Annotated in this window: 41 protein-coding genes; 32 read left to right on the forward strand and 9 right to left on the reverse strand. The window is 59.7% G+C overall.

The annotated features are described in order from the left end of the window. The 28 genes from AC1DYF_RS36870 to rplQ form a co-directional block, all read left to right on the forward strand. Window positions 1–145, forward strand: a 145-nt coding sequence (locus tag AC1DYF_RS36870) for an EF-Tu C-terminal domain-related protein (protein ID WP_477883521.1), incomplete at its 5' end; no start/stop codon positions are given. A gap of 102 nt (window positions 146–247) precedes the next feature. After that, entirely contained in the window at window positions 248–556 is a 309-nt protein-coding gene (gene rpsJ / locus AC1DYF_RS36875) for a 30S ribosomal protein S10 (protein WP_137156080.1), read from the forward strand. 155 nt (window positions 557–711) lie between these two features. Beyond that, window positions 712–1,392, forward strand: coding sequence for a 50S ribosomal protein L3 (rplC, locus tag AC1DYF_RS36880; protein ID WP_477883451.1), 681 nt, complete (start codon window positions 712–714; stop codon window positions 1,390–1,392). Window positions 1,393–1,402: 10 nt separating this feature from the next. Next, window positions 1,403–2,023, forward strand: a complete 621-nt coding sequence (gene rplD / locus AC1DYF_RS36885) for a 50S ribosomal protein L4 (protein ID WP_477883453.1) — start codon at window positions 1,403–1,405, stop codon at window positions 2,021–2,023. Continuing rightward, window positions 2,020–2,313 (forward strand): 50S ribosomal protein L23, encoded by a 294-nt coding sequence (locus AC1DYF_RS36890; protein WP_477883454.1) that lies wholly within the window; start codon window positions 2,020–2,022, stop codon window positions 2,311–2,313. Before rplD ends, AC1DYF_RS36890 begins: the two co-directional genes overlap by 4 nt. Before the next feature lie 11 nt (window positions 2,314–2,324). Next, entirely contained in the window at window positions 2,325–3,155 is an 831-nt protein-coding gene (gene rplB, locus AC1DYF_RS36895) for a 50S ribosomal protein L2 (RefSeq protein WP_477883456.1), read from the forward strand. A 22-nt stretch (window positions 3,156–3,177) separates the two neighbouring features. Continuing rightward, entirely contained in the window at window positions 3,178–3,456 is a 279-nt protein-coding gene (rpsS, locus tag AC1DYF_RS36900; protein ID WP_477883458.1) for a 30S ribosomal protein S19, read from the forward strand. Window positions 3,457–3,458: 2 nt separating this feature from the next. Continuing rightward, on the forward strand, window positions 3,459–3,845 hold the full coding sequence (gene rplV, locus AC1DYF_RS36905) for a 50S ribosomal protein L22 (RefSeq protein WP_477883460.1): 387 nt from the start codon (window positions 3,459–3,461) through the stop codon (window positions 3,843–3,845). Beyond that, window positions 3,845–4,555 carry a 30S ribosomal protein S3 gene (gene rpsC / locus AC1DYF_RS36910; RefSeq protein WP_477883461.1) on the forward strand — a complete coding sequence of 237 codons (711 nt, stop codon included), beginning with the start codon at window positions 3,845–3,847 and terminating at the stop codon, window positions 4,553–4,555. The genes rplV and rpsC overlap by 1 nt, the downstream gene beginning before the upstream one ends. Window positions 4,556–4,583: 28 nt before the next feature. Beyond that, complete coding sequence (gene rplP / locus AC1DYF_RS36915) at window positions 4,584–4,997, forward strand: 50S ribosomal protein L16 (RefSeq protein ID WP_477883463.1); 414 nt, start codon at window positions 4,584–4,586, stop codon at window positions 4,995–4,997. Between the two features lie 12 nt (window positions 4,998–5,009). Next, window positions 5,010–5,210, forward strand: coding sequence for a 50S ribosomal protein L29 (rpmC, locus tag AC1DYF_RS36920; RefSeq protein WP_477883465.1), 201 nt, complete (start codon window positions 5,010–5,012; stop codon window positions 5,208–5,210). Between the two features lie 12 nt (window positions 5,211–5,222). Beyond that, window positions 5,223–5,459, forward strand: a complete 237-nt coding sequence (gene rpsQ, locus AC1DYF_RS36925) for a 30S ribosomal protein S17 (protein ID WP_477883467.1) — start codon at window positions 5,223–5,225, stop codon at window positions 5,457–5,459. A gap of 203 nt (window positions 5,460–5,662) precedes the next feature. Next, window positions 5,663–6,031, forward strand: coding sequence for a 50S ribosomal protein L14 (gene rplN, locus AC1DYF_RS36930; protein ID WP_477883468.1), 369 nt, complete (start codon window positions 5,663–5,665; stop codon window positions 6,029–6,031). 18 nt (window positions 6,032–6,049) lie between these two features. After that, entirely contained in the window at window positions 6,050–6,361 is a 312-nt protein-coding gene (rplX, locus tag AC1DYF_RS36935; protein ID WP_477883470.1) for a 50S ribosomal protein L24, read from the forward strand. After that, window positions 6,354–6,911, forward strand: coding sequence for a 50S ribosomal protein L5 (gene rplE, locus AC1DYF_RS36940; protein WP_477883472.1), 558 nt, complete (start codon window positions 6,354–6,356; stop codon window positions 6,909–6,911). Before rplX ends, rplE begins: the two co-directional genes overlap by 8 nt. Window positions 6,912–6,944: 33 nt before the next feature. After that, a complete protein-coding gene (gene rpsN / locus AC1DYF_RS36945) occupies window positions 6,945–7,250 on the forward strand; it encodes a 30S ribosomal protein S14 (protein WP_477883474.1) in 306 nt (101 codons plus the stop codon). Window positions 7,251–7,263: 13 nt separating this feature from the next. Continuing rightward, window positions 7,264–7,662, forward strand: coding sequence for a 30S ribosomal protein S8 (rpsH, locus tag AC1DYF_RS36950; protein WP_477883477.1), 399 nt, complete (start codon window positions 7,264–7,266; stop codon window positions 7,660–7,662). A gap of 40 nt (window positions 7,663–7,702) precedes the next feature. Then, on the forward strand, window positions 7,703–8,236 hold the full coding sequence (rplF, locus tag AC1DYF_RS36955) for a 50S ribosomal protein L6 (protein WP_477883479.1): 534 nt from the start codon (window positions 7,703–7,705) through the stop codon (window positions 8,234–8,236). Between the two features lie 12 nt (window positions 8,237–8,248). Beyond that, the gene (gene rplR, locus AC1DYF_RS36960; RefSeq protein WP_477883481.1) at window positions 8,249–8,611 is read left to right on the forward strand and encodes a 50S ribosomal protein L18; all 363 of its coding nucleotides are present in this window, start codon (window positions 8,249–8,251) and stop codon (window positions 8,609–8,611) included. Window positions 8,612–8,746: 135 nt separating this feature from the next. After that, window positions 8,747–9,319: a 30S ribosomal protein S5 gene (rpsE, locus tag AC1DYF_RS36965; protein WP_477883482.1), complete on the forward strand. Its 573-nt coding sequence runs from the start codon at window positions 8,747–8,749 to the stop codon at window positions 9,317–9,319. A gap of 11 nt (window positions 9,320–9,330) precedes the next feature. Next, window positions 9,331–9,531 carry a 50S ribosomal protein L30 gene (rpmD, locus tag AC1DYF_RS36970; RefSeq protein ID WP_477883483.1) on the forward strand — a complete coding sequence of 67 codons (201 nt, stop codon included), beginning with the start codon at window positions 9,331–9,333 and terminating at the stop codon, window positions 9,529–9,531. Between the two features lie 16 nt (window positions 9,532–9,547). Further along, window positions 9,548–10,018 (forward strand): 50S ribosomal protein L15, encoded by a 471-nt coding sequence (gene rplO, locus AC1DYF_RS36975; RefSeq protein ID WP_477883484.1) that lies wholly within the window; start codon window positions 9,548–9,550, stop codon window positions 10,016–10,018. Between the two features lie 211 nt (window positions 10,019–10,229). Next, window positions 10,230–11,567 carry a preprotein translocase subunit SecY gene (secY, locus tag AC1DYF_RS36980; RefSeq protein WP_477883486.1) on the forward strand — a complete coding sequence of 446 codons (1,338 nt, stop codon included), beginning with the start codon at window positions 10,230–10,232 and terminating at the stop codon, window positions 11,565–11,567. Next, entirely contained in the window at window positions 11,567–12,151 is a 585-nt protein-coding gene (locus tag AC1DYF_RS36985; RefSeq protein WP_477883488.1) for an adenylate kinase, read from the forward strand. Before secY ends, AC1DYF_RS36985 begins: the two co-directional genes overlap by 1 nt. 235 nt (window positions 12,152–12,386) lie before the next feature. Further along, window positions 12,387–12,755 (forward strand): 30S ribosomal protein S13, encoded by a 369-nt coding sequence (gene rpsM, locus AC1DYF_RS36990; RefSeq protein WP_477883523.1) that lies wholly within the window; start codon window positions 12,387–12,389, stop codon window positions 12,753–12,755. Window positions 12,756–12,887: 132 nt separating this feature from the next. Then, on the forward strand, window positions 12,888–13,280 hold the full coding sequence (rpsK, locus tag AC1DYF_RS36995) for a 30S ribosomal protein S11 (RefSeq protein ID WP_477883490.1): 393 nt from the start codon (window positions 12,888–12,890) through the stop codon (window positions 13,278–13,280). Between the two features lie 97 nt (window positions 13,281–13,377). Next, on the forward strand, window positions 13,378–14,388 hold the full coding sequence (locus AC1DYF_RS37000) for a DNA-directed RNA polymerase subunit alpha (RefSeq protein ID WP_477883492.1): 1,011 nt from the start codon (window positions 13,378–13,380) through the stop codon (window positions 14,386–14,388). A 119-nt stretch (window positions 14,389–14,507) separates the two neighbouring features. Then, on the forward strand, window positions 14,508–14,930 hold the full coding sequence (rplQ, locus tag AC1DYF_RS37005) for a 50S ribosomal protein L17 (protein ID WP_477883494.1): 423 nt from the start codon (window positions 14,508–14,510) through the stop codon (window positions 14,928–14,930). Window positions 14,931–15,015: 85 nt separating this feature from the next. On the opposite strand, the gene AC1DYF_RS37010 is transcribed toward rplQ, so the two are convergent. Both AC1DYF_RS37010 and AC1DYF_RS37015 read right to left on the reverse strand, forming a co-directional pair. After that, window positions 15,016–15,300 (reverse strand): hypothetical protein, encoded by a 285-nt coding sequence (locus AC1DYF_RS37010; protein WP_477883496.1) that lies wholly within the window; start codon window positions 15,298–15,300, stop codon window positions 15,016–15,018. Between the two features lie 349 nt (window positions 15,301–15,649). Beyond that, window positions 15,650–16,777: an S-(hydroxymethyl)glutathione dehydrogenase/class III alcohol dehydrogenase gene (locus AC1DYF_RS37015; RefSeq protein ID WP_477883498.1), complete on the reverse strand. Its 1,128-nt coding sequence runs from the start codon at window positions 16,775–16,777 to the stop codon at window positions 15,650–15,652. A gap of 166 nt (window positions 16,778–16,943) precedes the next feature. Between AC1DYF_RS37015 and AC1DYF_RS37020 the strand changes: the two genes are divergently transcribed. Both AC1DYF_RS37020 and AC1DYF_RS37025 read left to right on the forward strand, forming a co-directional pair. Further along, window positions 16,944–17,882 carry a DMT family transporter gene (locus AC1DYF_RS37020; protein WP_477883500.1) on the forward strand — a complete coding sequence of 313 codons (939 nt, stop codon included), beginning with the start codon at window positions 16,944–16,946 and terminating at the stop codon, window positions 17,880–17,882. 94 nt (window positions 17,883–17,976) lie between these two features. Further along, window positions 17,977–18,681, forward strand: coding sequence for a hypothetical protein (locus tag AC1DYF_RS37025; protein ID WP_477883503.1), 705 nt, complete (start codon window positions 17,977–17,979; stop codon window positions 18,679–18,681). On the opposite strand, the gene AC1DYF_RS37030 is transcribed toward AC1DYF_RS37025, so the two are convergent. From AC1DYF_RS37030 to AC1DYF_RS37040, 3 genes are read right to left on the reverse strand one after another with little or no spacing between them, the layout of a single operon-like run. Beyond that, window positions 18,664–19,920 carry a sensor histidine kinase gene (locus AC1DYF_RS37030; RefSeq protein ID WP_477883505.1) on the reverse strand — a complete coding sequence of 419 codons (1,257 nt, stop codon included), beginning with the start codon at window positions 19,918–19,920 and terminating at the stop codon, window positions 18,664–18,666. The genes AC1DYF_RS37025 and AC1DYF_RS37030 overlap by 18 nt on opposite strands. Then, window positions 19,917–20,621, reverse strand: a complete 705-nt coding sequence (locus AC1DYF_RS37035; RefSeq protein ID WP_477883507.1) for a response regulator — start codon at window positions 20,619–20,621, stop codon at window positions 19,917–19,919. Before AC1DYF_RS37035 ends, AC1DYF_RS37030 begins: the two co-directional genes overlap by 4 nt. Window positions 20,622–20,645: 24 nt before the next feature. Further along, window positions 20,646–21,158 (reverse strand): Spy/CpxP family protein refolding chaperone, encoded by a 513-nt coding sequence (locus tag AC1DYF_RS37040; protein ID WP_477883509.1) that lies wholly within the window; start codon window positions 21,156–21,158, stop codon window positions 20,646–20,648. 382 nt (window positions 21,159–21,540) lie between these two features. Between AC1DYF_RS37040 and mgtE the strand changes: the two genes are divergently transcribed. Further along, window positions 21,541–22,974 carry a magnesium transporter gene (gene mgtE, locus AC1DYF_RS37045; RefSeq protein WP_477883511.1) on the forward strand — a complete coding sequence of 478 codons (1,434 nt, stop codon included), beginning with the start codon at window positions 21,541–21,543 and terminating at the stop codon, window positions 22,972–22,974. Window positions 22,975–23,038: 64 nt separating this feature from the next. After that, a complete protein-coding gene (locus AC1DYF_RS37050) occupies window positions 23,039–23,425 on the forward strand; it encodes a MerR family transcriptional regulator (protein WP_477883512.1) in 387 nt (128 codons plus the stop codon). 31 nt (window positions 23,426–23,456) lie between these two features. On the opposite strand, the gene AC1DYF_RS37055 is transcribed toward AC1DYF_RS37050, so the two are convergent. The 4 genes from AC1DYF_RS37055 to AC1DYF_RS37070 form a co-directional block, all read right to left on the reverse strand. Further along, on the reverse strand, window positions 23,457–24,017 hold the full coding sequence (locus AC1DYF_RS37055; RefSeq protein ID WP_477883513.1) for a hypothetical protein: 561 nt from the start codon (window positions 24,015–24,017) through the stop codon (window positions 23,457–23,459). Window positions 24,018–24,044: 27 nt separating this feature from the next. Further along, complete coding sequence (locus AC1DYF_RS37060) at window positions 24,045–24,518, reverse strand: methyltransferase family protein (RefSeq protein WP_477883515.1); 474 nt, start codon at window positions 24,516–24,518, stop codon at window positions 24,045–24,047. Between the two features lie 21 nt (window positions 24,519–24,539). Continuing rightward, entirely contained in the window at window positions 24,540–25,574 is a 1,035-nt protein-coding gene (locus AC1DYF_RS37065) for a heparan-alpha-glucosaminide N-acetyltransferase (RefSeq protein ID WP_477883517.1), read from the reverse strand. Continuing rightward, window positions 25,571–25,825 (reverse strand): DUF599 family protein (locus AC1DYF_RS37070; RefSeq protein WP_477883519.1); only part of this gene is annotated, 255 nt, incomplete at its 5' end. The genes AC1DYF_RS37065 and AC1DYF_RS37070, both read right to left, overlap by 4 nt.

Raw genomic sequence — 25,825 nt, forward strand, 5'->3', positions numbered from 1 at the left:
CACGGAAATGGTCATGCCGGGCGACAACGTGGCCGTTGACGTCGAGCTGATCGTTCCGATCGCGATGGAAGAGAAGCTGCGCTTCGCTATCCGCGAAGGCGGCCGTACCGTCGGCGCCGGCATCGTCGCCTCCATCGTCGAGTAATCGATTGACGTGAATGCGGGCAGGGGCGTTTGTCCCTGCCTCATTTATAGAAGAACAAGAACGCTGTCCGWCAATCGGACAAGACATTCAAGGACTAGTCGAATGAACGGCCAGAACATCCGCATCCGCCTGAAGGCGTTTGATCACCGGATCCTCGATGCCTCCACGCGCGAAATCGTGTCGACCGCCAAGCGCACCGGTGCGCAGGTTCGTGGTCCCGTACCGCTGCCGACCCGCATCGAGCGCTTCACTGTCAACCGCTCGCCGCATGTGGACAAGAAGAGCCGCGAACAATTCGAGATGCGCACTCATAAGCGTCTTCTCGATATCGTCGATCCGACCCCGCAGACCGTTGACGCGCTGATGAAGCTCGATCTCGCTGCCGGTGTGGACGTCGAGATCAAGCTCTGACGAAGAGCCTGGCGTGAGCCAATAACAAGGAAGGTACGTGGCGCAAGCCAACGGCTTCCAAACCGGAAACCCCAAGGCAGTGATGCCTGAGGGAATCTTTAAACAAGAGGCGTGAAGGGGCTTGCCCCGTCAGGAACTCTCAAGAGGACGAACCAATGCGTTCAGGTGTAATTGCACAGAAACTGGGCATGACCCGCATCTACACAGATGCCGGCGAGCATGTTCCCGTCACGGTGTTGCGCATGGAAAGCTGCCAGGTGGTGGCCCAGCGCACGGAAGAGAAGAACGGCTATACCGCTGTTCAGCTCGGCGTCGGCGTGGCCAAGGTCAAGAACGTGTCGAAGGCTTCCCGCGGCAGCTTTGCTGTCGCCCAGGTCGAGCCGAAGGCCAAGCTGGCCGAATTCCGCGTCTCGGCCGACAACATGCTCGACGTCGGCACGGAACTGGCTGCCAGCCATTTCATCGCAGGCCAGTTGGTCGATGTGACCGGCACCTCGGTCGGTAAGGGTTTTCAGGGTGCTATGAAGCGCCACAATTTCGGCGGTCTGCGCGCCACGCACGGCGTGTCCGTCTCTCACCGTTCGCATGGTTCGACTGGTAACCGCCAGGATCCGGGCAAGGTCTTCAAGAACAAGAAGATGGCCGGCCACATGGGTCAGACGCGCGTCACCACGCAGAACCTCGAAGTCGTCTCGACCGATGACGATCGCGGCCTGATCCTGGTTCGCGGCGCAGTCCCCGGTTCCAAGGGTTCGTGGATCCTCGTCCGCGACGCCATCAAGTCGGGTGTCCCGGCCGACGCTCCGCGTCCGGCTGGCGTCCGCGCAGCGAAGTAAGGGGGCCGTGATGGATCTCGCAATCAAGACACTCGAAGGCAAGGACGCCGGCACGATCTCTCTCTCGGATGAGATTTTCGGCCTCGATCCGCGCGAAGACATCATTGCCCGCATGGTGCGCTACCAGCTCGCCAAGAAGACGCAGGGCACGCATCGCACCAAGACGCGCGCCGAAATCGCCCGCACCGGCAAGAAGATGTACAAGCAGAAGGGTACGGGCCGCGCCCGCCACCATTCGGCGCGTGCACCCCAGTTCCGTGGCGGTGGTCGCGCGCATGGCCCGGTGGTCCGCTCCTATGAGCACGACCTGCCGAAGAAGATCCGCGCTCTGGCGCTCCGTCACGCCCTGTCTGCCAAGATCAAGGCTTCGGAAGTGATCATCGTCGATGATCTGGTGGCGGCGGAAGCCAAGACCAAGTCGCTCATCGGTGCGTTTGCCGGCCTCGGCCTCACCAATGCGCTGTTCATCGGCGGCGCCGAGCTCGACGCCAACTTCAAGCTCGCCGCCCAGAACATCCCGAACGTGGACGTTCTGCCGGTTCAGGGCATCAACGTTTATGACATTCTGCGCCGCAACACGCTCGTGCTGTCCAAGGCTGCGGTTGAAGCTCTGGAGGAGCGGTTCAAATGACTGATCTTCGCCACTACGACGTAATCCGCACCCCGGCGATTACCGAAAAGTCGACCTTCGTTTCCGAAAACAACCAGGTTGTTTTCAACGTTGCGCTGGACGCTTCCAAGCCGGAAATCAAGGCTGCCGTCGAAGCCCTCTTCGGCGTCAAGGTCAAGGCCGTCAACACGCTGGTCCGCAAGGGCAAGACGAAGCGGTTCAAGACCACGATCGGCACGCAGCAGGACGTCAAGAAGGCCGTCGTGACGCTGGTCGAAGGCCAGACACTCGACGTGACCACCGGTCTCTGAGGAATAAGACAATGGCATTGAAAACTTTCAACCCGGTAACGCCGAGCCAGCGCCAGCTGGTCATCGTCGACCGTTCCGGCCTGCACAAGGGCAAGCCGGTCAAGTCGCTGACCGAAGGTCTGAATTCCAAGGGTGGCCGTAACAATCTCGGTCGCGTCACTGCCCGCTATCAGGGCGGTGGTCACAAGCGTTCCTATCGCCTGGTCGACTTCAAGCGTCGCAAGTTCGACGTCGAAGCCACGGTCGAGCGCCTGGAATATGACCCGAACCGCACCGCTTTCATCGCTCTTATCAAGTATAGCGATGGTGAGCTCTCTTACATCCTGGCGCCGCAGCGTCTTGCTGCCGGCGACAAGGTGATCGCTTCGCAGAAGGGCGCCGACGTCAAGCCCGGCAATGCGATGCCGCTGCAGTTCATCCCGGTCGGCTCCATCGTCCACAATGTGGAAATGAAGCCCGGCAAGGGTGGCCAGATGGCCCGCTCCGCCGGCACTTACGTGCAGCTCGTCGGCCGCGACCAGGGCATGGCGATCCTTCGCCTGGCCTCCGGTGAACAGCGCCTCGTTTCGGGCCTCTGCATGGCGTCGATCGGTGCAGTGTCCAATGCGGACCACATCAACACCAATGACGGCAAGGCCGGCCGGTCGATCTGGAAGGGCAAGCGCCCGCATGTTCGCGGCGTCGCCATGAACCCGGTCGACCATCCGCACGGCGGTGGTGAAGGCCGCACCTCCGGTGGTCGCCATCCGGTGACCCCCTGGGGCAAGCCGACCAAGGGCAAGCGCACCCGTTCGAACAAGTCGACCGACAAGTTCATCATGCGCTCGCGCCACAAGCGTTAATTGAGAAAGAGGAAGTCATAGAATGGCTCGTTCAGTTTGGAAAGGCCCGTTTGTCGACGGCTATCTTCTCAAGAAAGCTGAGAAGGTGCGTGCAGGCGGTCGCAGTGAAGTGATCAAGATGTGGAGCCGCCGCTCCACCATTCTTCCGCAGTTCGTCGGTCTGACGTTCGGCGTCTACAACGGCAACAAGCATGTGCCGGTGTCGGTCAACGAAGAAATGGTCGGCCACAAGTTCGGCGAATTCTCCCCGACCCGGACCTATTACGGTCACGGCGCGGACAAGAAGGCGAAGAGGAAGTAATCATGGGCAAGGCTAAGACAGAACGCCGGCTCAAGGACAACGAGGCTCAGGCCGTTGCCCGCACGATCCGGGTCAGCCCGCAGAAGCTCAACCTGGTTGCTGCGCTGATCCGCGGCAAGAAGGTCGACAAGGCGCTTGCCGAACTCGAATTCTCGCGCAAGCGGATTTCCGAGACCGTCAAGAAGACGCTGGAATCGGCGATCGCCAACGCGGAAAACAACCACGACCTCGACGTTGACTCGCTGATCGTCGCGGAAGCCTATGTGGGCAAGTCGATCGTCATGAAGCGTTTCCACGCTCGTGGCCGCGGCCGTGCATCCCGCATCGAGCGTCCCTTCGCTCACCTGACGATCGTCGTCCGCGAAGTTGCCGAGAAGGAGGCCGCATAATGGGTCAGAAAATCAATCCGATCGGCTTCCGTCTGGGCATCAACCGGACCTGGGACAGCCGCTGGTTCGCCGACAACGCCGAATATGGCCAGCTGCTGCATGAGGACCTTGCGATCCGCAACACTCTCATGAGTGAACTGAAGGCCGCCGGCATTGCCAAGGTGGTGATCGAGCGTCCGCACAAGAAGTGCCGCGTCACGATCCACTCGGCCCGTCCGGGTCTGATCATCGGCAAGAAGGGCGCCGACATCGAGAAGCTGCGCAAGCGGGTTTCCGAGATGACCCGCTCCGAGACGCATCTCAACATCGTTGAAGTGCGCAAGCCGGAAATCGACTCGACGCTGGTTGCACAGGGCATTGCCCAGCAGCTCGAGCGCCGCGTGGCCTTCCGCCGTGCGATGAAGCGCGCCGTCCAGTCGGCCATGCGTCTTGGCGCCGAAGGCATCAAGATCACTTGCGCCGGCCGTCTCGGCGGTGCGGAAATCGCCCGTACGGAATGGTACCGCGAAGGCCGCGTTCCGCTTCACACCCTGCGCGCCGATATCGACTACGGCGTTGCGGAAGCTCACACCGCCTTTGGCGTGTGCGGCATCAAGGTCTGGATCTTCAAGGGCGAAATCCTTGAACACGATCCGATGGCCTCGGAGCGTCGTGCCGTGGAAGGTGACAACCAGGGCGGCAACCAAAACCGTCGCCGCGAGAACGCGTAAAGCGTCGGCAGACTTCGGAGAATAACAAATGTTGCAGCCAAAGCGCACGAAGTTCCGCAAGCAGTTCAAAGGCCGTATCCATGGCGTTGCCAAGGGTGGTTTTGACTTGGCTTTCGGCGAATATGGGCTCAAGGCCCAGGAACCGAACCGGGTGAATGCCCGCGAGATCGAAGCGGCCCGCCGCGCGATCACCCGTCACATGAAGCGCGCCGGCCGCGTCTGGATCCGCGTGTTCCCGGACGTTCCCGTCACCAAGAAGCCGACCGAAGTCCGTATGGGCAAGGGCAAGGGTTCCGTTGAGTATTGGGCATGCAAGGTCAAGCCTGGCCGTGTGATGTTCGAAATTGACGGTGTCAGCGAAGAACTGGCACGCGAGGCTCTGCGTCTCGGTTCAGCCAAGCTCTCCGTCAAGACGCGCTTCATCCAGCGCATTGCCGAGTAAGGAGTGATTGAGATGAAATCGTCCGACGTTCGCGCGCTGAGCGCCGACCAGATGAATGACGAACTTGCCAAGCTGAAGAAGGAGCAGTTCAACCTGCGCTTCCAGAAGGCGACCGGTCAGCTCGAAAAGACCGCCCGCATCAACGAAGTTCGCAAGGACATTGCCCGTATTAAGACGATCGCCCGCCAGAAGGCGGCCGGCGTCAAGGCTTGAAGGATATAAGAAATGCCGAAACGCATTCTGCAGGGCACCGTCGTCAGCGACAAGAACGACAAGACCATCGTGGTCCGCGTCGAGCGTCGCTTTGCCCATCCTCTGCTTCAGAAGACGGTCCGCCGTTCGAAGAAGTACAAGGCACATGACGAACAGAACACGGTAAAGACCGGCGACATCGTTTCCATCGAGGAATGCGCGCCGATCTCCAAGGACAAGCGCTGGCGGGTCGTCCAGGTTCATCAGTGAGCCTCGACTACATCGCTGCGATATGAGCGCCCGCCCGGAATCGTCTTCCGGGCGTGAACTCTTTTAGAAAATCACTTGATTTTGGGCGAGTTTTCTATATGACGCGCCCATTCCAATGCAACTTGGATTCTCAAGCCGGATCAGGGGATCGGATCGCATGATCTTGTCCAACCAGTCCGGTCATAACAAGAAGGCGACCTGACATGATTCAGATGCAAACAAACCTCGACGTGGCGGATAATTCCGGCGCCCGTCGTGTCATGTGCATCAAGGTGCTGGGCGGCTCCAAGCGTAAATACGCTTCGATCGGCGACGTGATCGTCGTTTCGATCAAGGAAGCCATCCCGCGCGGCCGTGTTAAGAAGGGCGACGTGATGAAGGCCGTGGTGGTTCGCACCGCCAAGGACATCCGCCRTCCGGATGGAAGCGTTATCCGCTTCGACAGCAATGCAGCCGTTCTCATCGACAACAAGAAAGAGCCGATCGGCACGCGTATCTTCGGACCGGTTCCGCGCGAACTTCGCGCCAAGAACCACATGAAGATCATCTCGCTGGCTCCCGAAGTGCTCTGATCGAAAGGAACGACTGAGATGCAGAAGATTCGCAAAGGCGACAAGGTCGTCGTGCTGACCGGCAAGGACAAGGGTCGCTCCGGCGAAGTCCTCGTGGTCATGCCCAAGGAAGACCGCGCTGTTGTGCGCGGCGTCAACGTGGTCAAGCGCCATCAGCGCCAGACCGCTTCCCAGGAAGCTGGTATCATCAGCAAGGAAGCCCCGATCCATCTGTCGAACATCGCGATCGCCGACCCCAAGGACGGCAAGCCGACCCGCGTCGGTTTCAAGATCGAAGGCGACAAGAAGGTCCGCGTGGCCAAGCGTTCGGGAGTGTCCATCGATGGCTGAAGCTAAGTACGAGCCCCGGCTCAAAAAGGAATATACGTCCCGCGTCCGTGCTGCGATGCAGGAACAGTTCAGCTACGCCAACGAGATGATGATCCCGAAGGTCGACAAGATCGTCATCAATATGGGCGTGGGCGAAGCGACGGCTGATTCCAAGAAGCCTACCGTGGCTGCTGCCGACCTCGCCGCGATCGCCGGCCAGAAGCCGGTCGTCACCAAGGCACGCAACTCCATCGCAGGCTTCAAGGTCCGCGAGCACATGCCGATCGGCGCCAAGGTTACCCTTCGCGGCACCCGCATGTATGAATTCATGGATCGCCTGGTCAACATCGCGCTGCCGCGCGTTCGCGACTTCCGCGGCCTGAATCCGAAGAGCTTTGATGGCCGTGGCAACTTCGCCATGGGTATCAAGGAGCACATCGTGTTCCCGGAAATCAACTACGACAAGGTTGATCAGATGTGGGGCATGGACATCATCGTTTGCACGACGGCCTCGACCGACGACGAAGCGCGGGCTCTTCTGAAAGAGTTCAACTTCCCGTTCCGTACCTGACCGTAACGACGAGCGTAAAAAAGGAACTATCCAATGGCGAAAACGAGCGCAGTTGAAAAGAACAAGCGCCGCCGTAAACTGGTTGCCCAGCAGGCTAACAAGCGTGCCAAGCTGAAGGCGACCATTCAGAACCGCGAACTGCCGATCGAAGACAGGTTCCGGGCAACCCTCAAGCTGGCTGAGATGCCGCGCAATGGTTCCAAGACCCGCATCCGTAATCGGTGCGAAGTTACGGGCCGTCCGCGTGCCTTCTACCGGAAGCTCAAGATGTCGCGCGTGGCGCTCCGCCAGCTCGGCAACTTCGGGCAGATCCCCGGCATTGTGAAGTCCAGCTGGTAAGGAGGGCGAACAGATGTCCATGACTGATCCGTTGGGTGATATGCTCACCCGCATCCGCAACGGCGTTGCTCGCCGCAAGTCCTCCGTCAGTACGCCGGCTTCGACGCTGCGTGTCCGCGTGTTGGACGTGCTGCAGGCCGAAGGCTATATCCGCGGTTATTCCAAGACCGATTTTGAGAACGGCAAGTCCGAGATCAATATCGAACTCAAGTACTACGAAGGTGCGCCGGTCATTCGCAAGATCGACCGCGTCTCCAAGCCGGGCCGCCGGGTCTATGTCTCGGTCAAGTCCATTCCGCAGGTCGCGAACGGCCTCGGCATTTCGATCCTTTCGACTCCGAAGGGCGTGATGGCCGATCACCAGGCTCGCGAACAGAACGTTGGTGGCGAGTTGCTCTGCTCGATCTTCTGATCGGCATAGCTCTCGCATAGCGAACAGACAGGTAGAAAATATGTCTCGTATCGGTAAAAAGCCCGTTCAGGTTCCTGCTGGCGTGACCGCTGCTGTCGAAGGACAGACGGTGACCGTGAAGGGCCCGAAGGGCGAACTCAAATTCGTCGTCAATGACGAAGTGCTCGTCAAGCTCGAAGATAACGCCGTGGCGGTTTCGCCGATCAACGAAAGCAAGGATGCCCGCGCCAAGTGGGGCATGTCGCGCACGATGATCAGCAACCTGCTCAAGGGCGTGAAGGACGGCTACGAAAAGAAGCTCGAAATCAACGGCGTTGGTTACAAGGCCGCCATGCAGGGCAAGAACCTGCAGCTTTCGCTCGGCTTCTCGCATGATGTGGTCTACTCGCCGCCGGAAGGCATCAGCATCACGGTGCCGAAGCCGACGGAAATCACCGTCACTGGCATCGACAAGCAGATTGTCGGCCAGGTCGCAGCGGAAATCCGCGAATATCGCGGCCCCGAGCCCTATAAGGGCAAGGGTGTCAAATACGCCGGCGAGCGTATTGTCCGCAAAGAAGGCAAGAAGAAGTAAGGAAGCGGAACAATGGCCAGCACAAAAGAAAATATGGTGCGCCGCGCGAGCCGCGTCCGCCGTCAGCTCAAGAAGGTCGCCAATGGTCGCCCGCGTCTCAGCGTGCATCGTTCGTCCAAGAATATCTACGTCCAGGTCATCGATGACGTCGCCGGCAAGACGCTGGCGTCTGCCTCGACGCTCGATACGGCACTGCGCTCTTCGCTGAAGACCGGCGCCGACATCGCGGCCGCCGCTGCCGTTGGCAAGCTCGTCGCCGAGCGTGCTGTCGCCGCTGGCGTCAAGGACGTGGTGTTCGACCGCGGTTCGTTCATCTATCACGGCCGCATCAAGGCGCTTGCCGATGCTGCCCGCGAAGGTGGCCTGAACTTCTGATCGGTCGCCCGGTTTTCCGGGCGTCTGTCCCCGAAGCCTATGCTTCAACCAAGCCGGACCTCGGTCCCTTCAGTGGATACCGGGGTCTCACTTTAAATTGCCGATTGCACCCGGAAAAAAATAAGGAAAAGGACAATGGCACAGGAAAAGAGGTCTTCGCGCGAAGACCGTCAGAGCCGCGAAGAGCGCGATAGCGAATTCGTCGATAAGCTCGTTGCCATCAATCGCGTTGCCAAGGTGGTCAAGGGTGGCCGCCGTTTCGGTTTCGCAGCACTCGTCGTCGTCGGTGACCAGAAGGGTCGCGTCGGCTTTGGCCATGGCAAGGCGCGCGAAGTGCCGGAAGCCATCCGCAAAGCTACGGAAGCCGCCAAGCGCGACCTGATCTTCGTGCCGCTGCGCGATGGACGCACGCTGCATCACGACGTTCCCGGCCGCCACGGCGCCGGCAAGGTTCTGCTGCGTTCGGCTCCGGCCGGTACGGGAATCATCGCCGGTGGTCCGATGCGCGCCGTCTTCGAAACGCTCGGCGTTCATGACGTCGTTGCCAAGTCGACCGGTTCGTCGAATCCCTACAACATGGTGCGCGCCACCTTCGACGCCCTGAAGAACCAGGTGCATCCGAAGGACGTCGCGGCCCAGCGCGGCATCAAGTACGCGACGCTTCAGGCTCGTCGTCAGCATGCCGGCGTCGCTGCTGCTGAAGAATAAGGAGCCGGACCATGGCCAAAAAAACTGAAGCAAAGACAGTTACCGTCGAACAGATCGGTAGCCCGACCCGCCGGCCCGACAAGCAGCAGAAGACGCTGATCGGCCTCGGCCTCAACAAGATGCATCGCGTCCGTACCCTCGAAGACACGCCGTCCGTGCGTGGCATGATCGCTTCGGTCAGCCACCTGGTTCGTGTCGTCGAAGACAAGTAAGGCGGGAGAGACGACCATGAAACTGAATGAAGTGACCGATAACGAAGGCGCACTCAAGCGCCGCAAGCGCCTGGGCCGCGGTATCGGCTCCGGCTCCGGCAAGACCGGCGGCCGCGGCGTCAAGGGTCAGAAGGCACGCTCCGGCGTTGCCATCAACGGCTTCGAAGGCGGCCAGATGCCGATCTATCGTCGTCTGCCGAAGCGCGGCTTCAACAATATCTTCCGTGAAGACTTTGTTGTCGTTTCGCTCGCCCGCGTCCAGGCTGCAGTCGATGCCAAGAAGCTCGACGCTTCCAAGACCGTCGATGCCGAAACGCTCAAGGCTGCCGGCGTGATTCGGCGCGCCAAAGCCGGCGTCCGCGTGCTCGCCGATGGCGAAGTCACCACCAAGCTTTCCTTCGAAGTCGCCGGCGCCTCCAAGGCCGCGATCGAGAAGATCGAGAAGGCTGGCGGCGCCGTCAAGCTGCTCTCGGCAGCTGCCGAGTAAGTCTCGTGAAATTGAACGCCCGGTGCTTCACACCGGGCGTTTTTGCTCCTATATGAGAGCCTCTATTGTGGACACCGCCAGCCGGATGTCTGCGCGACCCGTAGACCGGGATGAGGCCGTGTACAGCTTCACGCTGCCCGCTTCCGGTAAATTTCAGACCTACCAGTCCGGCTGTCGTCCCTGATCAGGAACCGGATTCGCGGAGAGTTTCATGGCTTCTGCAGCGGAACAGCTTGCATCCAATCTTAGTTTCTCGACATTTGCCAAAGCGGATGATTTGAAGAAGCGCCTGTGGTTCACCCTTGGTGCGCTGCTCGTCTATCGCCTCGGCACCTATATTCCGCTGCCGGGCATCGACCTCGACGTGTTCGCCAAGGCGTTCGACAGCCAGTCGGGCGGTATCCTTGGCCTGTTCAACATGTTCTCCGGCGGTGCCGTGAGCCGTATGGCGATTTTCGCCCTTGGCATCATGCCGTATATCTCCGCTTCGATTATCGTCCAGCTGATGACCTCCGTCGTGCCTGCGCTCGAGCAGCTGAAGAAGGAGGGCGAGCAGGGCCGCAAGATGATCAACCAGTACACCCGCTACGGCACGGTGATTCTGGGTGCGCTGCAGGCTTATGGCATCGCCATATCCATGGAGGCGGGTCAGCATATCGTCGTCGATCCCGGTTGGTTCTTCCGCTTCTCGACCGTCGTCACGCTGCTTGGCGGCACTATGTTCCTGATGTGGCTCGGTGAACAGATCACCTCACGCGGCATCGGCAACGGCATTTCGCTGATCATCTTCTCCGGTATCGTCGCCAATCTGCCGACTGCGATGGGCCACGCGCTCGAAATGAGCCGTACGGGCGCTCTGTCGGTGACCGTCATCCTGATTGTTGCCGTGGTTGCGATCGCCGCGATCACCATGATCGTGTTCTTCGAACGCGCTCAACGTCGGCTTTTGATCCAGTATCCGAAGCGCCAGGTGGGCAACCGAATGTTTCAGGGCGACACGTCGCACCTGCCGCTGAAGCTCAACACATCGGGCGTTATCCCGGCTATTTTCGCTTCGTCGCTGCTGCTCCTGCCGGCGACGCTGGCTGGCTTCTCCGGCGGCGCCAACCTGCCGGATTGGGCAACGGCTATTGTTGCGGCGCTTGGCCATGGACAGCCGCTCTATATGGTCTTCTACGCCGGGCTGATTGCCTTCTTCGCCTTCTTCTACACGGCTATCGTCTTCAATCCGAAGGATACGGCCGATAACCTGAAGAAGCATGGCGGCTTCATCCCAGGTATCCGGCCGGGCGAACGCACCGCAGAATATATTGATTATGTCCTCACGCGCATCACTGTGATCGGCGCTCTCTACCTGATCATCGTCTGCAGCCTGCCGGAAATCCTCATTGCCCAGACCGGTGTGCCATTCTACCTTGGTGGTACGTCGCTTTTGATTGTTGTCAGCGTTACCCTTGATACGGTAGCACAGATCCAAGGCCATCTGATTGCCACGCAGTATGAGGGCCTGATTAAAAAATCGAAGCTCCGGGGAGGTAAGAGGGGATAATGCGATTAATTCTGTTGGGGCCGCCGGGCGCGGGGAAGGGTACTCAGGCCAAGCGGCTGACGGAAAAGAACGGCATCCCGCAACTGTCGACAGGCGATATGTTGCGTGCTGCCGTCGCGGAGCAGACCGAGGTCGGCAAGCGTGCGAAAGCCGTGATGGACGCCGGTCAGCTCGTGTCCGACGAGATCGTCAATCAGATCGTTTCCGAACGCATTGACGCGCCGGACTGCAAAAAGGGCTTCATCCTCGACGGCTTCCCGCGCACGGTGCCGCAGGCGAAGGCGCTGAGCACGATGCTGAGTGACAAGGGCCTGCGACTCGATGCAGTGATCGAATTGCTAGTGGATGAGGCGGCTTTGGTGAGCCGCATCGAATCGCGCGTCGCAGAGACCGTGGCCGCTGGCGGCAAGGTTCGCTCGGATGACAATCCGGAAGCGTTCAAGAAGAGACTCGTCGAGTATCGCGAGAAGACGGCCCCGCTTTCGGCTTATTATGCCGAGACAGGCGAACTTAGGACTGTCGATGGCATGGCGGATATCGACCATGTGACGGCCGAGATAGAAAAGATATTGGTTTCAGCCTGACCTGGGCTTTAATCAAAAAAAATGGCTCGGGAGTTGACTTTTTCAAGCGATTCCGCCAAAGACTGCGCCAACTCGCTAGACACAATGCGATCGGCGCGGATTTCCCCGCAGGGGAGACCTCGTTCGGTCGCTTTTGATATGAAGCGAACGGCAATTTAAACAAGTGACCGCACCGCCGGTCGCGCAACGAAGAAGCCGATTGCCGGATGGCAACCGGAATGCAAGGAGAACAGGCGTGGCTCGTATTGCTGGCGTCAACATCCCGACTCAGAAGCGCGTTGTGATCGCTCTTCAGTACATTCACGGGATTGGACCGAAGTTTGCTCAGGAAATCATCGAAAAGGTTGGCATTCCGGCGGATCGCCGCGTTCACCAGCTGACCGATGCCGAGGTTCTGCAGATCCGTGAAGCCATCGACCGCGACTACCGGGTCGAAGGCGATCTGCGCCGCGAAACCTCGATGAATATCAAGCGTCTGATGGACCTCGGCAGCTATCGCGGCCTGCGTCATCGTCGCTCTCTGCCGGTGCGCGGTCAGCGCACACATACCAATGCCCGCACCCGCAAGGGTCCGGCAAAGGCGATTGCCGGCAAGAAGAAGTAATTTCGACGCGAATAGCGAAAAGCGAGTAGCGAATAGGGTGGCCCTCTATTCGCTACTCGCTCTTTAGCTGCTCGCATCGAAGGTGTAGCCGCTGGAATTACGGCGGCGAAGAGATCAACGGAAGGAAGACTTATGGCTAAGCAGGAAGCTGCGCGCGTTCGCCGTCGCGAACGCAAGAATATCTCGTCGGGCGTCGCCCATGTGAACTCGACGTTCAACAACACCATGATCACCATCACCGACGCGCAGGGCAATGCGATTGCCTGGTCGTCCGCTGGCGCCAAGGGTTTCAAGGGCTCGCGCAAGTCGACCCCGTTCGCCGCCCAGATGGCTGCCGAAGATTGCGCCAAGAAGGCCCAGGAACATGGCATGCGCCAGCTCGAAGTCGAAGTCTGCGGTCCGGGTTCGGGTCGTGAATCGGCTCTCCGCGCGCTGCAGGCTGCCGGCTTCACCATCACCTCGATCCGTGACGTGACGCCGATCCCGCACAACGGTTGCCGTCCGCGCAAGAAGCGCCGCGTCTGATCATATTTGTATCTACGGACTGGGCTGAACGCACGGTCCGACATCCTCGATATCGATTGCCACGATTGGATGGTGGCACGAAGGGAAGGCGAAAGTCATGATCCAGAAGAACTGGCAGGAACTCATCAAGCCGAACAAGGTGGAATTCACCTCGTCGACGCGCTCCAAGGCGACGCTGGTCGCCGAGCCGCTCGAGCGTGGATTCGGCCTGACGCTGGGCAACGCGCTGCGTCGCGTTCTGCTCTCGTCGCTGCGCGGCGCTGCCGTCACAGCCGTGCAGATCGATGGCGTTCTGCACGAATTCTCGTCGATTCCGGGCGTCCGCGAAGACGTTACGGATATCGTCCTCAACATCAAGGAAATCGCCATCAAGATGGACGGCGATGATTCCAAGCGCATGGTCGTGCGCAAGCAGGGCCCGGGCCAGGTCACCGCTGGTGACATCCAGACGGTCGGCGATATCGAAATCCTCAATCCGGGCCATGTGATCTGCACGCTCGACGAGGGCGCCGAGATCCGTATGGAATTCACCGTCGCCAACGGCAAGGGCTATGTGCCGGCCGATCGCAACCGTTCGGAAGATGCTCCGATCGGTCTGATCCCGGTCGACAGCCTTTTCTCGCCGGTCAAGAAAGTGTCCTACAAGGTGGAAAACACCCGCGAAGGCCAGGTTCTCGACTATGACAAGCTGACCATGACCATCGAAACCGATGGTTCGGTTACCGGCGAAGACGCCGTTGCGTTCGCAGCCCGTATTCTTCAGGACCAGCTCTCCGTGTTCGTCAACTTCGACGAGCCGCAGAAGGAAACCGAGGAAGAGACCATCACCGAGCTCGCCTTCAATCCGGCGCTGCTCAAGAAGGTCGACGAGCTGGAACTCTCGGTCCGCTCGGCAAACTGCCTGAAGAACGACAACATCGTCTATATCGGCGACCTCATTCAGAAGACCGAAGCAGAAATGCTGCGCACTCCGAACTTTGGTCGCAAGTCGCTGAACGAAATCAAGGAAGTTCTCGCGTCCATGGGCCTCCATCTCGGTATGGAAGTCCCGGCCTGGCCGCCAGAGAACATCGAAGAGCTCGCCAAGCGTTACGAAGACCAGTACTAAGCAACAAAAAGGCAGGGACGACTTGCCTTTTCCCAGACAAACGGCAGGGACTTGTCCCTGCTTGTGCCAGGAAACGGCAGGTCCGAAATAGAGGAACCTGCACTTAAAGGAGTATAGCCATGCGCCACGGAAATTCGGGTCGCAAGCTCAACAGAACCGCTGAACACCGCAAGGCGATGTTCAAGAACATGGCGGCCTCGCTCATCGAACATGAGCAGATCGTCACCACTTTGCCGAAGGCGAAGGAAATCCGCCCGATCGTCGAGAAGCTTGTGACGCTCGGCAAGCGCGGCGACCTGCATGCCCGCCGTCAGGCGATCTCGCAGGTCGGCAGCGCTGAACTCGTCTCGCGCCTGTTCGCCACGATCGCGCCGCGCTACGCCAACCGCAACGGCGGCTACCTGCGCATCATGAAGGCCGGCTTCCGCCATGGCGACAACGCACCGCTCGCCGTGATCGAATTCGTCGATCGCGACGTCTCCGCCAAGGGCGCTGCAGACCACGCACGCGTCGAGGCCGAGAAGGCTGCCGAAGCCGCCTGATTTCAGGTGACCGGTGAAACAGATCGAAAAGCCGGGCTCGCGCCCGGCTTTTCGTATTTGCGGTGGCATGGGCCTGTATCCGGGTTCAATCTCTCGGCAACCGGCTGACCAGGAATTTATTGTTGCCCTTGTTGCGGCAATGGCGGCAGAGGAGGGAAGGCTCCAGTTCTATCAGGCTGACGCCCGGCTGGCGGCGTGCGAGCTCCTGCCGGTCAATCCTTCCCTCGTGCTTACAGAGCGCGCATCGCCCGCCGAGAACGTCGTACTGGCCGAGAGCCTCCGGCGTCACCGCCTTGAGTTGGTACAGCGCAGCCGCGTCGATGCGGCTGAGATCATCGGGGATCAATTGGATCGACCGTTCGTGGCGCATCGGTTCATGCCTCTTCGCAGACCGATATCCGGCCGGCCGGCCGCGATGTGGTCTTTCGTTCCTCTACGGCAATCATAGCTGCGAGCCGCGTTTCCTCTTGCCGGAAAGCGCAGTCCCGACAGGCGCAGAGAAAGCGCGGCGCTGGCACAGATGATAGCCGCAGAGCTCTGCTTTCGGCACGAAAAGACCTCTCCGCCGATGTCGCCATGGCAGCTCCTCCTTGCGGCAGTTGCAATTTGTTCTTATTTTGTTCTTATGGCCGGGCGGAGTCAAGCGCGCAGAGGATGCAATGAAAAACGCGCCGGATATACTTCGGCGCGTTCCGAAAATCTGAGCAAGTGTCGGATGATCAGTAGATCACCACGCTCCTGATGCTCTCGCCGCCATGCATCAGCTCGAAACCCTTGTTGATGTCTTCGAGCGGCATGGTGTGGGTGATCATCGGGTCGATCTGGATCTTGCCATCCATGTACCAATCGACGATCTTGGGCACATCGGTGCGGCCGCGGGCGCCACCGAAGGCGGTGCCCATCCAGGTACGGCCCGTGACCAGCTGAAACGGGCGRGTGGAGATTTCCTGGCCGGCGCCGGCGACGCCGATCACCACCGACTTGCCCCAGCCGCGGTGGCTGGCTTCGAGCGCCTGGCGCATCACCTTGGTGTTGCCGGTGCAGTCGAAGGTGTARTCSGCRCCGCCGATCTGGTCGGCMCCGCGCTTGGTCATGTTGACCAGATAGGGAACGATGTCGCCGTCGACYTCCTTCGGRTTGACGAAATGCGTCATGCCGAARCGTTCGCCCCAGACCTTCTTGTCRTTGTTGAGRTCGACGCCGATGATCATGTCGGCACCSGCGAGCTTSAGGCCCTGGATGACRTTGAGGCCGATGCCGCCGAGGCCGAAGACCACCGCGGTGGCGCCGATCTCCACCTTGGCGGTGTTGATCACCGCACCGATGCCGGTGGTGACGCCGCAGCCGATATAGCAGATCTTGTCGAAGGGGGCATCCTCGCGCACCTTGGCCAGGGCGATCTCYGGCAGGACGGTGTAATTGGCGAAGGTCGAGCAACCCATATAGTGGTGGATCTTGTCCTTGCCGATCGAGAAGCGGCTGGTGCCATCGGGCATGACGCCCTGGCCCTGGGTGGCGCGGATGGCRGTGCARAGATTGGTCTTGCGGSWSAGGCAAGAGGGGCAGGAGCGGCATTCCGGCGTATAGAGCGGAATGACGTGATCGCCCTTCTTGACGGTGGTCACGCCCGGGCCGACATCGACGACRAYGCCGGCGCCCTCATGGCCGAGAATGGCGGGGAACAGGCCTTCCGGATCGGCACCGGAGAGCGTGAAATCRTCKGTRTGGCAGATGCCGGTCGCCTTGACCTCGACCAGCACTTCGCCGGCCTTGGGGCCTTCGAGCTGCACGGTCATGATTTCGAGCGGTTTGCCGGCCTGCGTGGCCACGGCGGCACGTACGTCCATTGGGAATCCCTCCTCGCTTAGTCTTTTGATGAACGGACAATGGCATGCTGCTATTCGTCGGTTCAATAGCAAACTGCGGCGTGGATCGACGCGGGATCAAGATTCTACCTATGGCATCGGTCGTCGATCTCTGGTTAAAGGACGTGATCACCAATAGACAGAAGCCATGCCTCATTCCCACTCCGCCCATCCGCATATGATCCGCGGCTTGATGATCATGGCATTCGCCATGCTCCTGCTGCCCTGCATGGATGCGATCGCCAAATACATGGCCAATTTCCAGGCCATGTCGCCTGGACAGGTGACATTTTACCGCTTCTTCTTCCAGATGGTGCTGACCCTGCCGCTGCTTGTCACGGTCTCGGGCAAGGGCGCCTTTCGCGCCAAGCGCCCATGGATGAATTTGTTGCGCGGTGCGCTGCATGCGGCGGCGACGCTGTTGTTCTTCACCTCGGTCAAATACATGCCGCTCGCCGATGTGTTCGCCATCTATTTCGTCGAGCCGTTCATTCTGACGGCAATGTCGGCGCTATTCCTTGGCGAAACAGTCGGCTGGCGGCGCTGGATGGCCATTCTTATCGGTTTCGGCGGAGCGATGATCGTCATCCAGCCGAGTTTTGCGATTTTTGGCGTCAAGGCCTTGCTGCCGGTCGTCTGCGCCTTTCTCTACGCGATTTATCTGTTTCTCAACCGCGCCATCGGCGATGCCGATCCGCCACTGACGATGCAAACCCTATCCGGCCTCGGCGGCACGGTTTTCATGGGCTTGGCATTGCTGGCCGGTCATTGGGCGGGCAATGGCGATTTCGCGCCGGGGCTGCCAACATCCTTGTTCACGCTTGCCATTCTCATCATTCTGGGTGGGCTCTCGGGCTATGGGCACCTGCTGGTCGTACATGCCTTCCGGCTTGCGCCCTTGTCCATCCTTGCGCCGTTTCAGTATTTCGAGATCATCTCCGCCACCGCGCTTGGCCTGCTGGTGTTCGGCGATTTTCCTTCCGCGGCCAAATGGCTCGGCGTGGCGATCATCGTCGGTTCCGGGCTCTACATCATCTGGCGTGAACGCAAGCGGCCGTCCACCGAAATGTCGCAGATTAGTCAATAACAATTCATTGCCCGTTTACTGCTTTCCTTGGGGCGGGATTAACAGGTCCCGGACAATATTGTATCTGGCTTCATGATGAAGTCGGAGTTGAAAAATGTCAAATTTTACATGGCGTTATCCGGCCTCTGCCATCGCCGGCAAACATCGGTTCACAGCCGAAGACATTCTTGTTTTACGCAAGCATATGTTCCCCATGGGCCTGATCTCGGCTGATGATGCGGAGCAATTGCTGGCGCTGCATCGCTGTGCCGCAGATAAGTGCCCTGAATGGGATATCTGGTTCATCGAGACGATGGCCGCCTATATCGTCGTGCATTGCTATCCCCGATATTCGCTGGACGAATTGAATGCCGAATGGCTGATCGCCTTGCTTGCGCCCGATGGCGTGGTTCGCAGCATCGCGGAGCTGGAAGTCGTGCTTCACGCCATGGAAATGGCCTCCGCGGTGCCCGACATCCTGTCTTGCTTCGTGCTTGGGCAGTTGCAGCAGGCGCTGCGGGGCGGGCAGGGCGCGTATGCGCAAAGCCGGATCGTCAAGCGATCGGGCATCGCGCCGCAGGATATCGAATTCATCTATCGCATCCTGCGCGGTTCRCTGTTTGCCGGCAAGATGGTTTTGAGCAAGGCGGAAGTCTCCATGCTGGATCGGATCGATGCCGTGGTCACAGGCAAGGTCAACGATCCGTCCTGGAAGGTTTTGATGCGCTCGCTGTCGGTGCGTACGCCGGAAGGCCATGCGACGGCGACGCCATGGCTGCAGATGCAGGCAGAGGATGCCGCGCTAGACGAGGCCGCCTGACGTCTTGATTTCGATGATGAAATACGCGCCTGTTCCATCCGGCTTGACCGCATAGGCGCGGCCGCCGTGCAGGCGGGCGATCTCCGCCACCAAAGCGAGGCCGAGGCCCCAGCCACCACCGGATTCGCTACGGCCCTCGGGACGGAAAAACGGCTCGAAAACGCGTGTCATCTCTTCCGGTTTCAATCCGTCGCCATGGTCACGCACTCTGATGAATGCCACTTCGCCTTGCTGCGCGATATTGATGCTGATCGGCGGAGCACCATGGCGCGCGGCWTTTTGCAGGAGATTGCGGATCGCCCGCCGCAGCAGTTTTTCATTGCCCTGCACGAGCGTACTTGTGCCCTCGGCTTCGGCGCCGGTTGCAGCGGCTTCCTCGGCGGCGAGCGCCAGCAGGTCCACGGTCTGGTCGAGCGGCAGGGGCTGGTCACTGCCGAGCCGGCTCTTCAGCAGGATCTCTTCGACGAGTTCATCGAGTTCGGCGAGGTTGCGGATGATTTCCTTCTTCGTCGCCTCATTCTGGCTGAGTTCGAACATTTCGGTGGCCATGCGCAGCCGCGCCAAGGGCGAGCGCAATTCGTGGCTGGCATTGGCAAGCAGCGCCTTTTGCGAGGTGACCAACGCCTCGACGCGGTCGGCTGCGTGATTGAACTCCAGGGCCACAGCGGCGATCTCGTCGCGGCCGCGGACCGGCGCTCTCGCCGACAGTGCGCCATCGCCCCAGGCCTGCATGCTGATGCGCAGCTTGTCGAGCCTGCGGGTGAGGTTCCAGACGACCGGAAAGGCGGCGATACCGACGGTCGCAGCCACGATCAGCAGCGATATGATGATGTTGTGGCGCGGCGGTTCGAAGGCGCGTCGGACATAGGCGACCAGCCGTGTGCCGTCCGCCAGCGTGGCGTTGAAGGCACGGAAGCGGCGATGCATGCCCGCCAGCCCCTCATCATCGTCGGGCGAGGGGATCTTGTTGCCAGCGCCTTGCAAGAAACGGCCATCCGGGCCGAAAATCGCTATGTCGGCATCGAGCGCGCGCGACAGTCGGTCGAGCATACGTTGCCGGTCGGCAGGATTGCTGTCCTCGCCCAGCATGACCGTCGCAAAGCGATCTATCCGCTCTTCGAACGGCCCCTTGGTGTCGAGCCGGCCCATCATGGCAAGCAGTGTCAGCATGGCGACGACAAGCGCCAGGCTGCCGATGACGGTGAGATAGATCTTGATATAGAGCCGGCTGCCAATCATGCGCGGCTGCCTTCATCCTGGTTGCGGGCGAAGATATAGCCCGCGCCACGCAGCGTCAGGATGCGGCGCGGATGTTTCGGGTCGGCTTCGATGGCCGCGCGGATGCGGGAAATGTGGACGTCTATCGAACGGTCGAAGGCTTCAAGCTCGTCGCCCTTGGTGAGTTCCATCAAGCGTTCGCGCGACAGCACTCGACCGGCATTCTCGGCCAGCGCCAGCAGCAGTTCGAACTGGTAGCCAGTGAGGCCGCATTCGGCGCCGTCGAGTTCGACGACACGTCGGCTGCGGTCGATCTCCAGCCGTCCGAAGCGCAGGACAGGATTTTCCACCTGGGTCGCCTGGCTGCGGCGGAGAATGGCCTTGAGGCGTGCCAGCAGTTCGCGCGGGCTGAACGGTTTGGGGAGATAATCATCCGCGCCGATTTCCAGTCCTACAATACGGTCAGTCTCATCGCCGCGGGCGGTCAGCATGAGAACCGGAAGACTGGAACCGGCGCGGATGCGCCGACAGATCTCGAACCCCTCGAGATCCGGCAGCATGACATCGAGGATCACGGCATCCGGAGGGCGGCGGGCAATGTCCTGGAGGCCGGCATTGCCGGTCGCCGCCGTCCGGACCAAAAATCCGGCCGAAGTCAGATAGTCGGCAAGCATGGCGGAGAGACGCGTATCGTCGTCGATGATCAATAGCTCTGTCGCCATGTGCACTCCTTCACGCCGTCGGGATCAATCGTGGTCCATGTCCGGGCCGGGCATCATCTGGCCCCATTCGTCGACCAGCTTCTTGCGCTGGTCGGGGGTGAGAACTTCTGCCGCATCGCCGACAGCCTTGGCAATGGTTTTCGAACGCTCTTCCATCTCAGTGACATGCTTGACGCGCAACTGCTCGATGGCGTTGCGGTCGATGGTCGGCGCTTCCAGGATCTTGACGACCTCTTCACGCATCGCCTTGCGGTCATCCTTGCTCGGGCGGACCTGGTCCATCGTGGTTTCGAAGATCTTCTTGATCTGATCCTTCTGCGTCTGGTTGGCGCCGGCGTCTGTCAAAGCCTGCTCCATGCGGTATTCCATGAAGCCCTGCATCAGCTTGCCGCGCCAATGGCCGGGGCCTTCGCCAGCGGCGAAGGCGGCGACGCCCGCGCCGATCACCACCACGGCTGCGACGCCACCGATCACTAGCCTGCGGCCCCATTTCGGCTTCTTCGGCTGCATGACTTCGTAGAACTGTTCGTCGGTCATTTCATCGTCCTTTCTGCTTCATCAGCGAAGCGGTTGATGAGGCCAAATTAGACGCGCTCTGTTTCGCGGTTTTTTCCCGTTTGTGTCGAAGTGTAAAGTCCGGCCGGGCTTTCGGTGCTCTCGTAGACACGCTTGGCGAAGGGGTGTCAGGTTGTGTGAACATCATTGGCCACCGGCTTGATTTTGCTTCATTTATGCTTTCGAAAAGAATCTCTGTTAGACGTCTTTTTCAGTGGACCGGGGCGGCGTTTTCGTCTAGCACCGGGACGGCAAGAGCAATCGGCCGGAAAGAGAAAACCGCTCATGTAACCACGCCCAAATGAGAGACCACCGCGATGTGGCTCACCTTAGGGCAAGACATTCCAGAATAGGGGACTTGGCTATGGCAAACGATAGCGAAGACGACGTGATGGATGCCCCGACACTGGAAGAGAGCGCCGAACTCTCCGACATCTATACTGAGGACGGGGCCTCCATCCGGCAGGATTTCCTGAGCCAGGTCGGCACTGCCATCGCCGACAAGGACGTCCTCTACCTCCAACGCAATGTCGGGCAGCTGCATATTTCCGAACTCGGCGATTTGCTCGAGGCATTGCTGCCGGATCAGCGTATCCAGCTCATCCATCTTCTCGGCGACGATTTCGACCTCGCGGCTCTGACCGAGGTCGACGAGGCGGTGCGCCTGGAAATCGTCGAGCAGATTCCGAATGACGAAATCGCCGCCGCGATCGGCGAACTCGATTCGGACGACGCCGTCTACATTCTCGAAGACCTCGACAAGGAGGACCAGGAAGAGATCCTGGCCAAGCTGCCGTTCACCGAGCGGGTGCGGCTGCGTCGTGCATTGGACTACCCTGAAAGCTCGGCCGGCCGGCGCATGCAGTCGGAATTCGTCGCCGTGCCGCCATTCTGGACCGTCGGCCAGTGCATCGATTATCTCCGCGACGWCGAGGATCTGCCGGAAAGCTTTACCCAGATTTTCGTCATCGACCCGACCTTCAAGCTGGTCGGCGTCGTCGACCTCGACAAGATCCTGCGCACGCGGCGCGGGGTCAAGGTCGAGGATATCATGCGCGAGACCAACCATCCAGTGCCGGCCGACATGGACCAGGAGGAGGCGGCGCAACTCTTCCAGCAATATGACCTTCTGTCGACACCGGTCATCGACGAGAATGGCCGGCTGGTCGGTGTGCTGACCATCGACGACGTGGTCGATGTCATCCAGGAAGAGGTCGAAGAAGACCTTCTGCGCATGGGCGGCGTCGGCGACGAAGAACTGTCGGACACGATCGCCGTCACCTCCAAGCTGCGCGTGCCCTGGTTGATCGTCAACCTGCTGACCGCTTTCCTGGCGGCCTCGGTCGTTTCCTATTTCGAGGCGACAATCGAAAAGATCGTGGCGCTTGCCGTGCTCATGCCCATTGTCGCCGGCATGGGCGGCAATGCCGGCACGCAGACACTGACGATCACCGTCCGCGCGCTGGCGACCAAAAGCCTCGACATCCACAATGCCGGCCGGATCATCCGCAGGGAATTCGTCGTCGGCATCATCAACGGCCTGATCTTCGGCCTATTGATCGGCGTGGTGGCACGGCTCTGGTTCCACGACTGGGATATTGCCGGGATCATCATGTCGGCCATGATGATCAACATGATCGCCGCCGCCATTGCCGGCATCATCATCCCGATGATCCTCGAGCGGGTCGGAGCCGACCCGGCCGTGTCGTCGGCGGTGTTCGTCACCACGGTGACCGACATGACCGGCTTCATGTCGCTGCTCGGCATCGCCACATGGTGGTTCGGCCTGAGAGTATGACCCTGAAAATTGACTTTTACGTCAATGTCAATACAATACTGCTACGACACCGTGGCAGGCGACCGTGAACAAATATTACAGCATCACCGAACTGACGCGCGAGTTCGACATCTCGACCCGGACGCTGCGGTTCTACGAGGACGAAGGCCTGATCCACCCGGAGCGGCGTGGCCGCACACGGCTCTATCGGCCTGCGGACCGGCACCTGATCGCCCAGATCCTGCGCGGCCGCCGTATCGGCTTCACCATAGCCGAGATCCGCGAGATCGTTTCGGTTTACGATGAGCCGCCGGGTGAAGTCGGGCAGTTGAAGCTGATCATGACCAAGGTCGTCGACAAGCGCGACGAACTCAGGCAGAAGCGCAAGGACATCGACGAGACGATCGAGGAGCTGGATACGATCGAGGAACAGTGCCTCAATCGGTTGGCGGAGATTGGTGTTTCGACTTAGCGCTTGCCGGCTTGTCGCCCTTGCGGACGATTTAGTAGTCTCCCGGCTGCAGCGGAGAATGCTGCCATGCCCGGTTGTCCAGGACTTGCCGGACGCAATCGTCGTTTTCTACATGAAAATGATGACTATGCGGAAAAGGCACGTCGACCACGCCGGGCTTGAAACCTGACTCGGTCAGTATCCGAGTGTAGGTCTCCAGATCGCCATAGGCCCATATTATGTTGTGCTGGTCGTAGACAAGCAGGCCTCTCCTGTCGATCGATGCGATCCAGAAATGGTGGCGACCGTCGGTTTCAATAAAGTCGCTAAAAATCGAGCAAAAGCGGCTGACTTGTTCAAAGGACAGCAAGGGGGATTGATACCGCCCATCCTCTTTCTCGCCACGCGAAAGTAGCAGGATGTAGAGCAGGTAATAGTCTCCGCCCCAGGCTTCTGCCAGCCGTAACATCAGAGCGATCTGGTCGGTGCTCGGCCCGATGGCAAGCCGAGTGACTGCTCCTGCCTCGCCAACGGCAAAAACGTTTCCGTAGTCATATTCCTGTCCCGCGAGGCCCTCGCCGGAGCTGAATTTTACAAGTCGCGTCTTGTTCACCGACGATCTGCCAATATTTTCGGAATTTCAGATCCAAACCCTTGTCCGGCGGCAATAGCGCTCGAATTCGTAGCCGAAACGAGCAAGCAGGTGCATCTCTTCCTTGCGGATGACGTAGAGATGCGTCGCAGCTGCCGCAGCGAGCGATGCAAAGATGATCCAGAGATTGTCAGCATAGATTCCCGCACCCATCGTCAGGACCGTATAGCCGAGATAGATCGGATTGCGCGTGTAGCGGAATGGGCCGCGGATCACCAGCCGTGCGGCGGTCCGGTTCGACAGCACCGAGGTGCGGTTGCGGAACAGCATGATCGACGCCCAGACAACCAGGTATAAGCCGAGCAAAATCACTACTCCGCCCATGCCTCTCAGCAACATACGCCGCTCGTCCGGCAGATGCAGCGGCATGACGCCTTGAATACCCAGCGCAAACGCGATGGCTGCGATATAGAAGAATGCGGGCCAGGGATATTTCACCGGCCTGATGCGATATGCGTTCATACGTCCAACCTATAAGTGCCGCTACTCGGACAATCTTGTGCATTCACTCGCGATGTCTTTCAGGCGTTCATAATCGTCTGTGGAGATTGCGCCAGACTGGTATGGCGCAAGCAACTTGCTGTGTTGCAGGCCCTTGAGCGTACAGCTGCAAAATTTACTGCAGAAATTGGCATCCCGCTCTGCAACGCAACTCGGCTGACATTCATCTCTGAGGTATTTTACCTCCGGCGTCACAACCGGAGCCGGCACGACCAGCGAAAACAGATAGAGACCCGCAATGAGRGTCGGCTGATGGACGAGATAGAAGATGAGACTGTGGCGGCCAAGGAAGGCCAAAGGCGTTTTACTGAGGCGTGCGGAATTTATCCCCACGGAATTTTGTCTTAGCAAGTTCATCAGCGGACCGATACGGGCCGCCGCCATACCGAACAGGAATGGGCCGAGCCATGGGAATATCGGCACGAAATCGAAGGAAGCGCGCGGATGAGCGCTCAATCCGAGCCACCAGAACCAGGGAGCATCGAAAAATTCGAACTGGAGATGTTCCAGCAGATAGGCATTGTTCGCAACGATGACGAATACGGCGCCTGCGACGACAATCACCGGCCATGGGACACGCAGGAACAGAAGCCCGATGAGGCTCGCCAGCGCAATCTCGTGCAAGATTCCGAAATAGATCAGTGCCTCGTGAATGTTGAAGATAACCGATCCGGCGAACGTTATCGCCGACACTATTGCCACCGCGGCACCGGCGACCCAACCGAAACGCTTCCAGAAGCTCGCCCATTTTATGCCATTGCCGTGTGCAAGCACCAGCGAAAAGCCGGCCAGGAAAAGAAAGGTCGAAGCGATCGTTCTCGCGTAGATTTTCGGCCAGCCGACAGCGGGAAAGTCCGGCTCGAGATAACCGAATGCCGCAAGATCCCACGTGAAATGGTAGCTCGCCATGCAGATGAGGGCGAAGCCGCGCAGATTGTCGAGCCACAGGAAACGCTGGGAGCGGACGGCAGGGGCGGCGGCCTCGTCCGGCATGTTCTGTTCTACGGTAGACGTCACTCTTCCAGGCCTTTCAGGAGCGTTTGTCGCGCCTCCGAAAAGAATTGCCGGCGCACCAGCACGAAGAGCACGAAAACGGTCATCGCCATAAACAAATATGCGTTCACAAACCAGCCCAGATAGCCGATCGACAGGAAAAGCGCCCTGAGACCGGCGTTGAAATGCTTGGCGGCGATGATGTTCATGGCGATCACCCGCTCGGCCGCAAGGTTGGCGGCATGCGTATCCTTGATCGCCTCGCTGTACATCGG

This window comes from Rhizobium sp. P2_G9 (assembly GCF_056403475.1).

Coding starts and splice junctions, on each gene's coding strand:
- rpsJ (WP_137156080.1), top strand. CDS start 248: ATGAACGGCCAGAACATCCGCATCCGCCTGAAGGCGTTTGATCACCGG.
- rplC (WP_477883451.1), top strand. CDS start 712: ATGCGTTCAGGTGTAATTGCACAGAAACTGGGCATGACCCGCATCTAC.
- rplD (WP_477883453.1), top strand. CDS start 1,403: ATGGATCTCGCAATCAAGACACTCGAAGGCAAGGACGCCGGCACGATC.
- AC1DYF_RS36890 (WP_477883454.1), top strand. CDS start 2,020: ATGACTGATCTTCGCCACTACGACGTAATCCGCACCCCGGCGATTACC.
- rplB (WP_477883456.1), top strand. CDS start 2,325: ATGGCATTGAAAACTTTCAACCCGGTAACGCCGAGCCAGCGCCAGCTG.
- rpsS (WP_477883458.1), top strand. CDS start 3,178: ATGGCTCGTTCAGTTTGGAAAGGCCCGTTTGTCGACGGCTATCTTCTC.
- rplV (WP_477883460.1), top strand. CDS start 3,459: ATGGGCAAGGCTAAGACAGAACGCCGGCTCAAGGACAACGAGGCTCAG.
- rpsC (WP_477883461.1), top strand. CDS start 3,845: ATGGGTCAGAAAATCAATCCGATCGGCTTCCGTCTGGGCATCAACCGG.
- rplP (WP_477883463.1), top strand. CDS start 4,584: ATGTTGCAGCCAAAGCGCACGAAGTTCCGCAAGCAGTTCAAAGGCCGT.
- rpmC (WP_477883465.1), top strand. CDS start 5,010: ATGAAATCGTCCGACGTTCGCGCGCTGAGCGCCGACCAGATGAATGAC.
- rpsQ (WP_477883467.1), top strand. CDS start 5,223: ATGCCGAAACGCATTCTGCAGGGCACCGTCGTCAGCGACAAGAACGAC.
- rplX (WP_477883470.1), top strand. CDS start 6,050: ATGCAGAAGATTCGCAAAGGCGACAAGGTCGTCGTGCTGACCGGCAAG.
- rplE (WP_477883472.1), top strand. CDS start 6,354: ATGGCTGAAGCTAAGTACGAGCCCCGGCTCAAAAAGGAATATACGTCC.
- rpsN (WP_477883474.1), top strand. CDS start 6,945: ATGGCGAAAACGAGCGCAGTTGAAAAGAACAAGCGCCGCCGTAAACTG.
- rpsH (WP_477883477.1), top strand. CDS start 7,264: ATGTCCATGACTGATCCGTTGGGTGATATGCTCACCCGCATCCGCAAC.
- rplF (WP_477883479.1), top strand. CDS start 7,703: ATGTCTCGTATCGGTAAAAAGCCCGTTCAGGTTCCTGCTGGCGTGACC.
- rplR (WP_477883481.1), top strand. CDS start 8,249: ATGGCCAGCACAAAAGAAAATATGGTGCGCCGCGCGAGCCGCGTCCGC.
- rpsE (WP_477883482.1), top strand. CDS start 8,747: ATGGCACAGGAAAAGAGGTCTTCGCGCGAAGACCGTCAGAGCCGCGAA.
- rpmD (WP_477883483.1), top strand. CDS start 9,331: ATGGCCAAAAAAACTGAAGCAAAGACAGTTACCGTCGAACAGATCGGT.
- rplO (WP_477883484.1), top strand. CDS start 9,548: ATGAAACTGAATGAAGTGACCGATAACGAAGGCGCACTCAAGCGCCGC.
- secY (WP_477883486.1), top strand. CDS start 10,230: ATGGCTTCTGCAGCGGAACAGCTTGCATCCAATCTTAGTTTCTCGACA.
- AC1DYF_RS36985 (WP_477883488.1), top strand. CDS start 11,567: ATGCGATTAATTCTGTTGGGGCCGCCGGGCGCGGGGAAGGGTACTCAG.
- rpsK (WP_477883490.1), top strand. CDS start 12,888: ATGGCTAAGCAGGAAGCTGCGCGCGTTCGCCGTCGCGAACGCAAGAAT.
- AC1DYF_RS37000 (WP_477883492.1), top strand. CDS start 13,378: ATGATCCAGAAGAACTGGCAGGAACTCATCAAGCCGAACAAGGTGGAA.
- rplQ (WP_477883494.1), top strand. CDS start 14,508: ATGCGCCACGGAAATTCGGGTCGCAAGCTCAACAGAACCGCTGAACAC.
- AC1DYF_RS37010 (WP_477883496.1), bottom strand. CDS start 15,300: ATGCGCCACGAACGGTCGATCCAATTGATCCCCGATGATCTCAGCCGC.
- AC1DYF_RS37020 (WP_477883500.1), top strand. CDS start 16,944: ATGCCTCATTCCCACTCCGCCCATCCGCATATGATCCGCGGCTTGATG.
- AC1DYF_RS37035 (WP_477883507.1), bottom strand. CDS start 20,621: ATGGCGACAGAGCTATTGATCATCGACGACGATACGCGTCTCTCCGCC.
- AC1DYF_RS37040 (WP_477883509.1), bottom strand. CDS start 21,158: ATGACCGACGAACAGTTCTACGAAGTCATGCAGCCGAAGAAGCCGAAA.
- AC1DYF_RS37060 (WP_477883515.1), bottom strand. CDS start 24,518: ATGAACGCATATCGCATCAGGCCGGTGAAATATCCCTGGCCCGCATTC.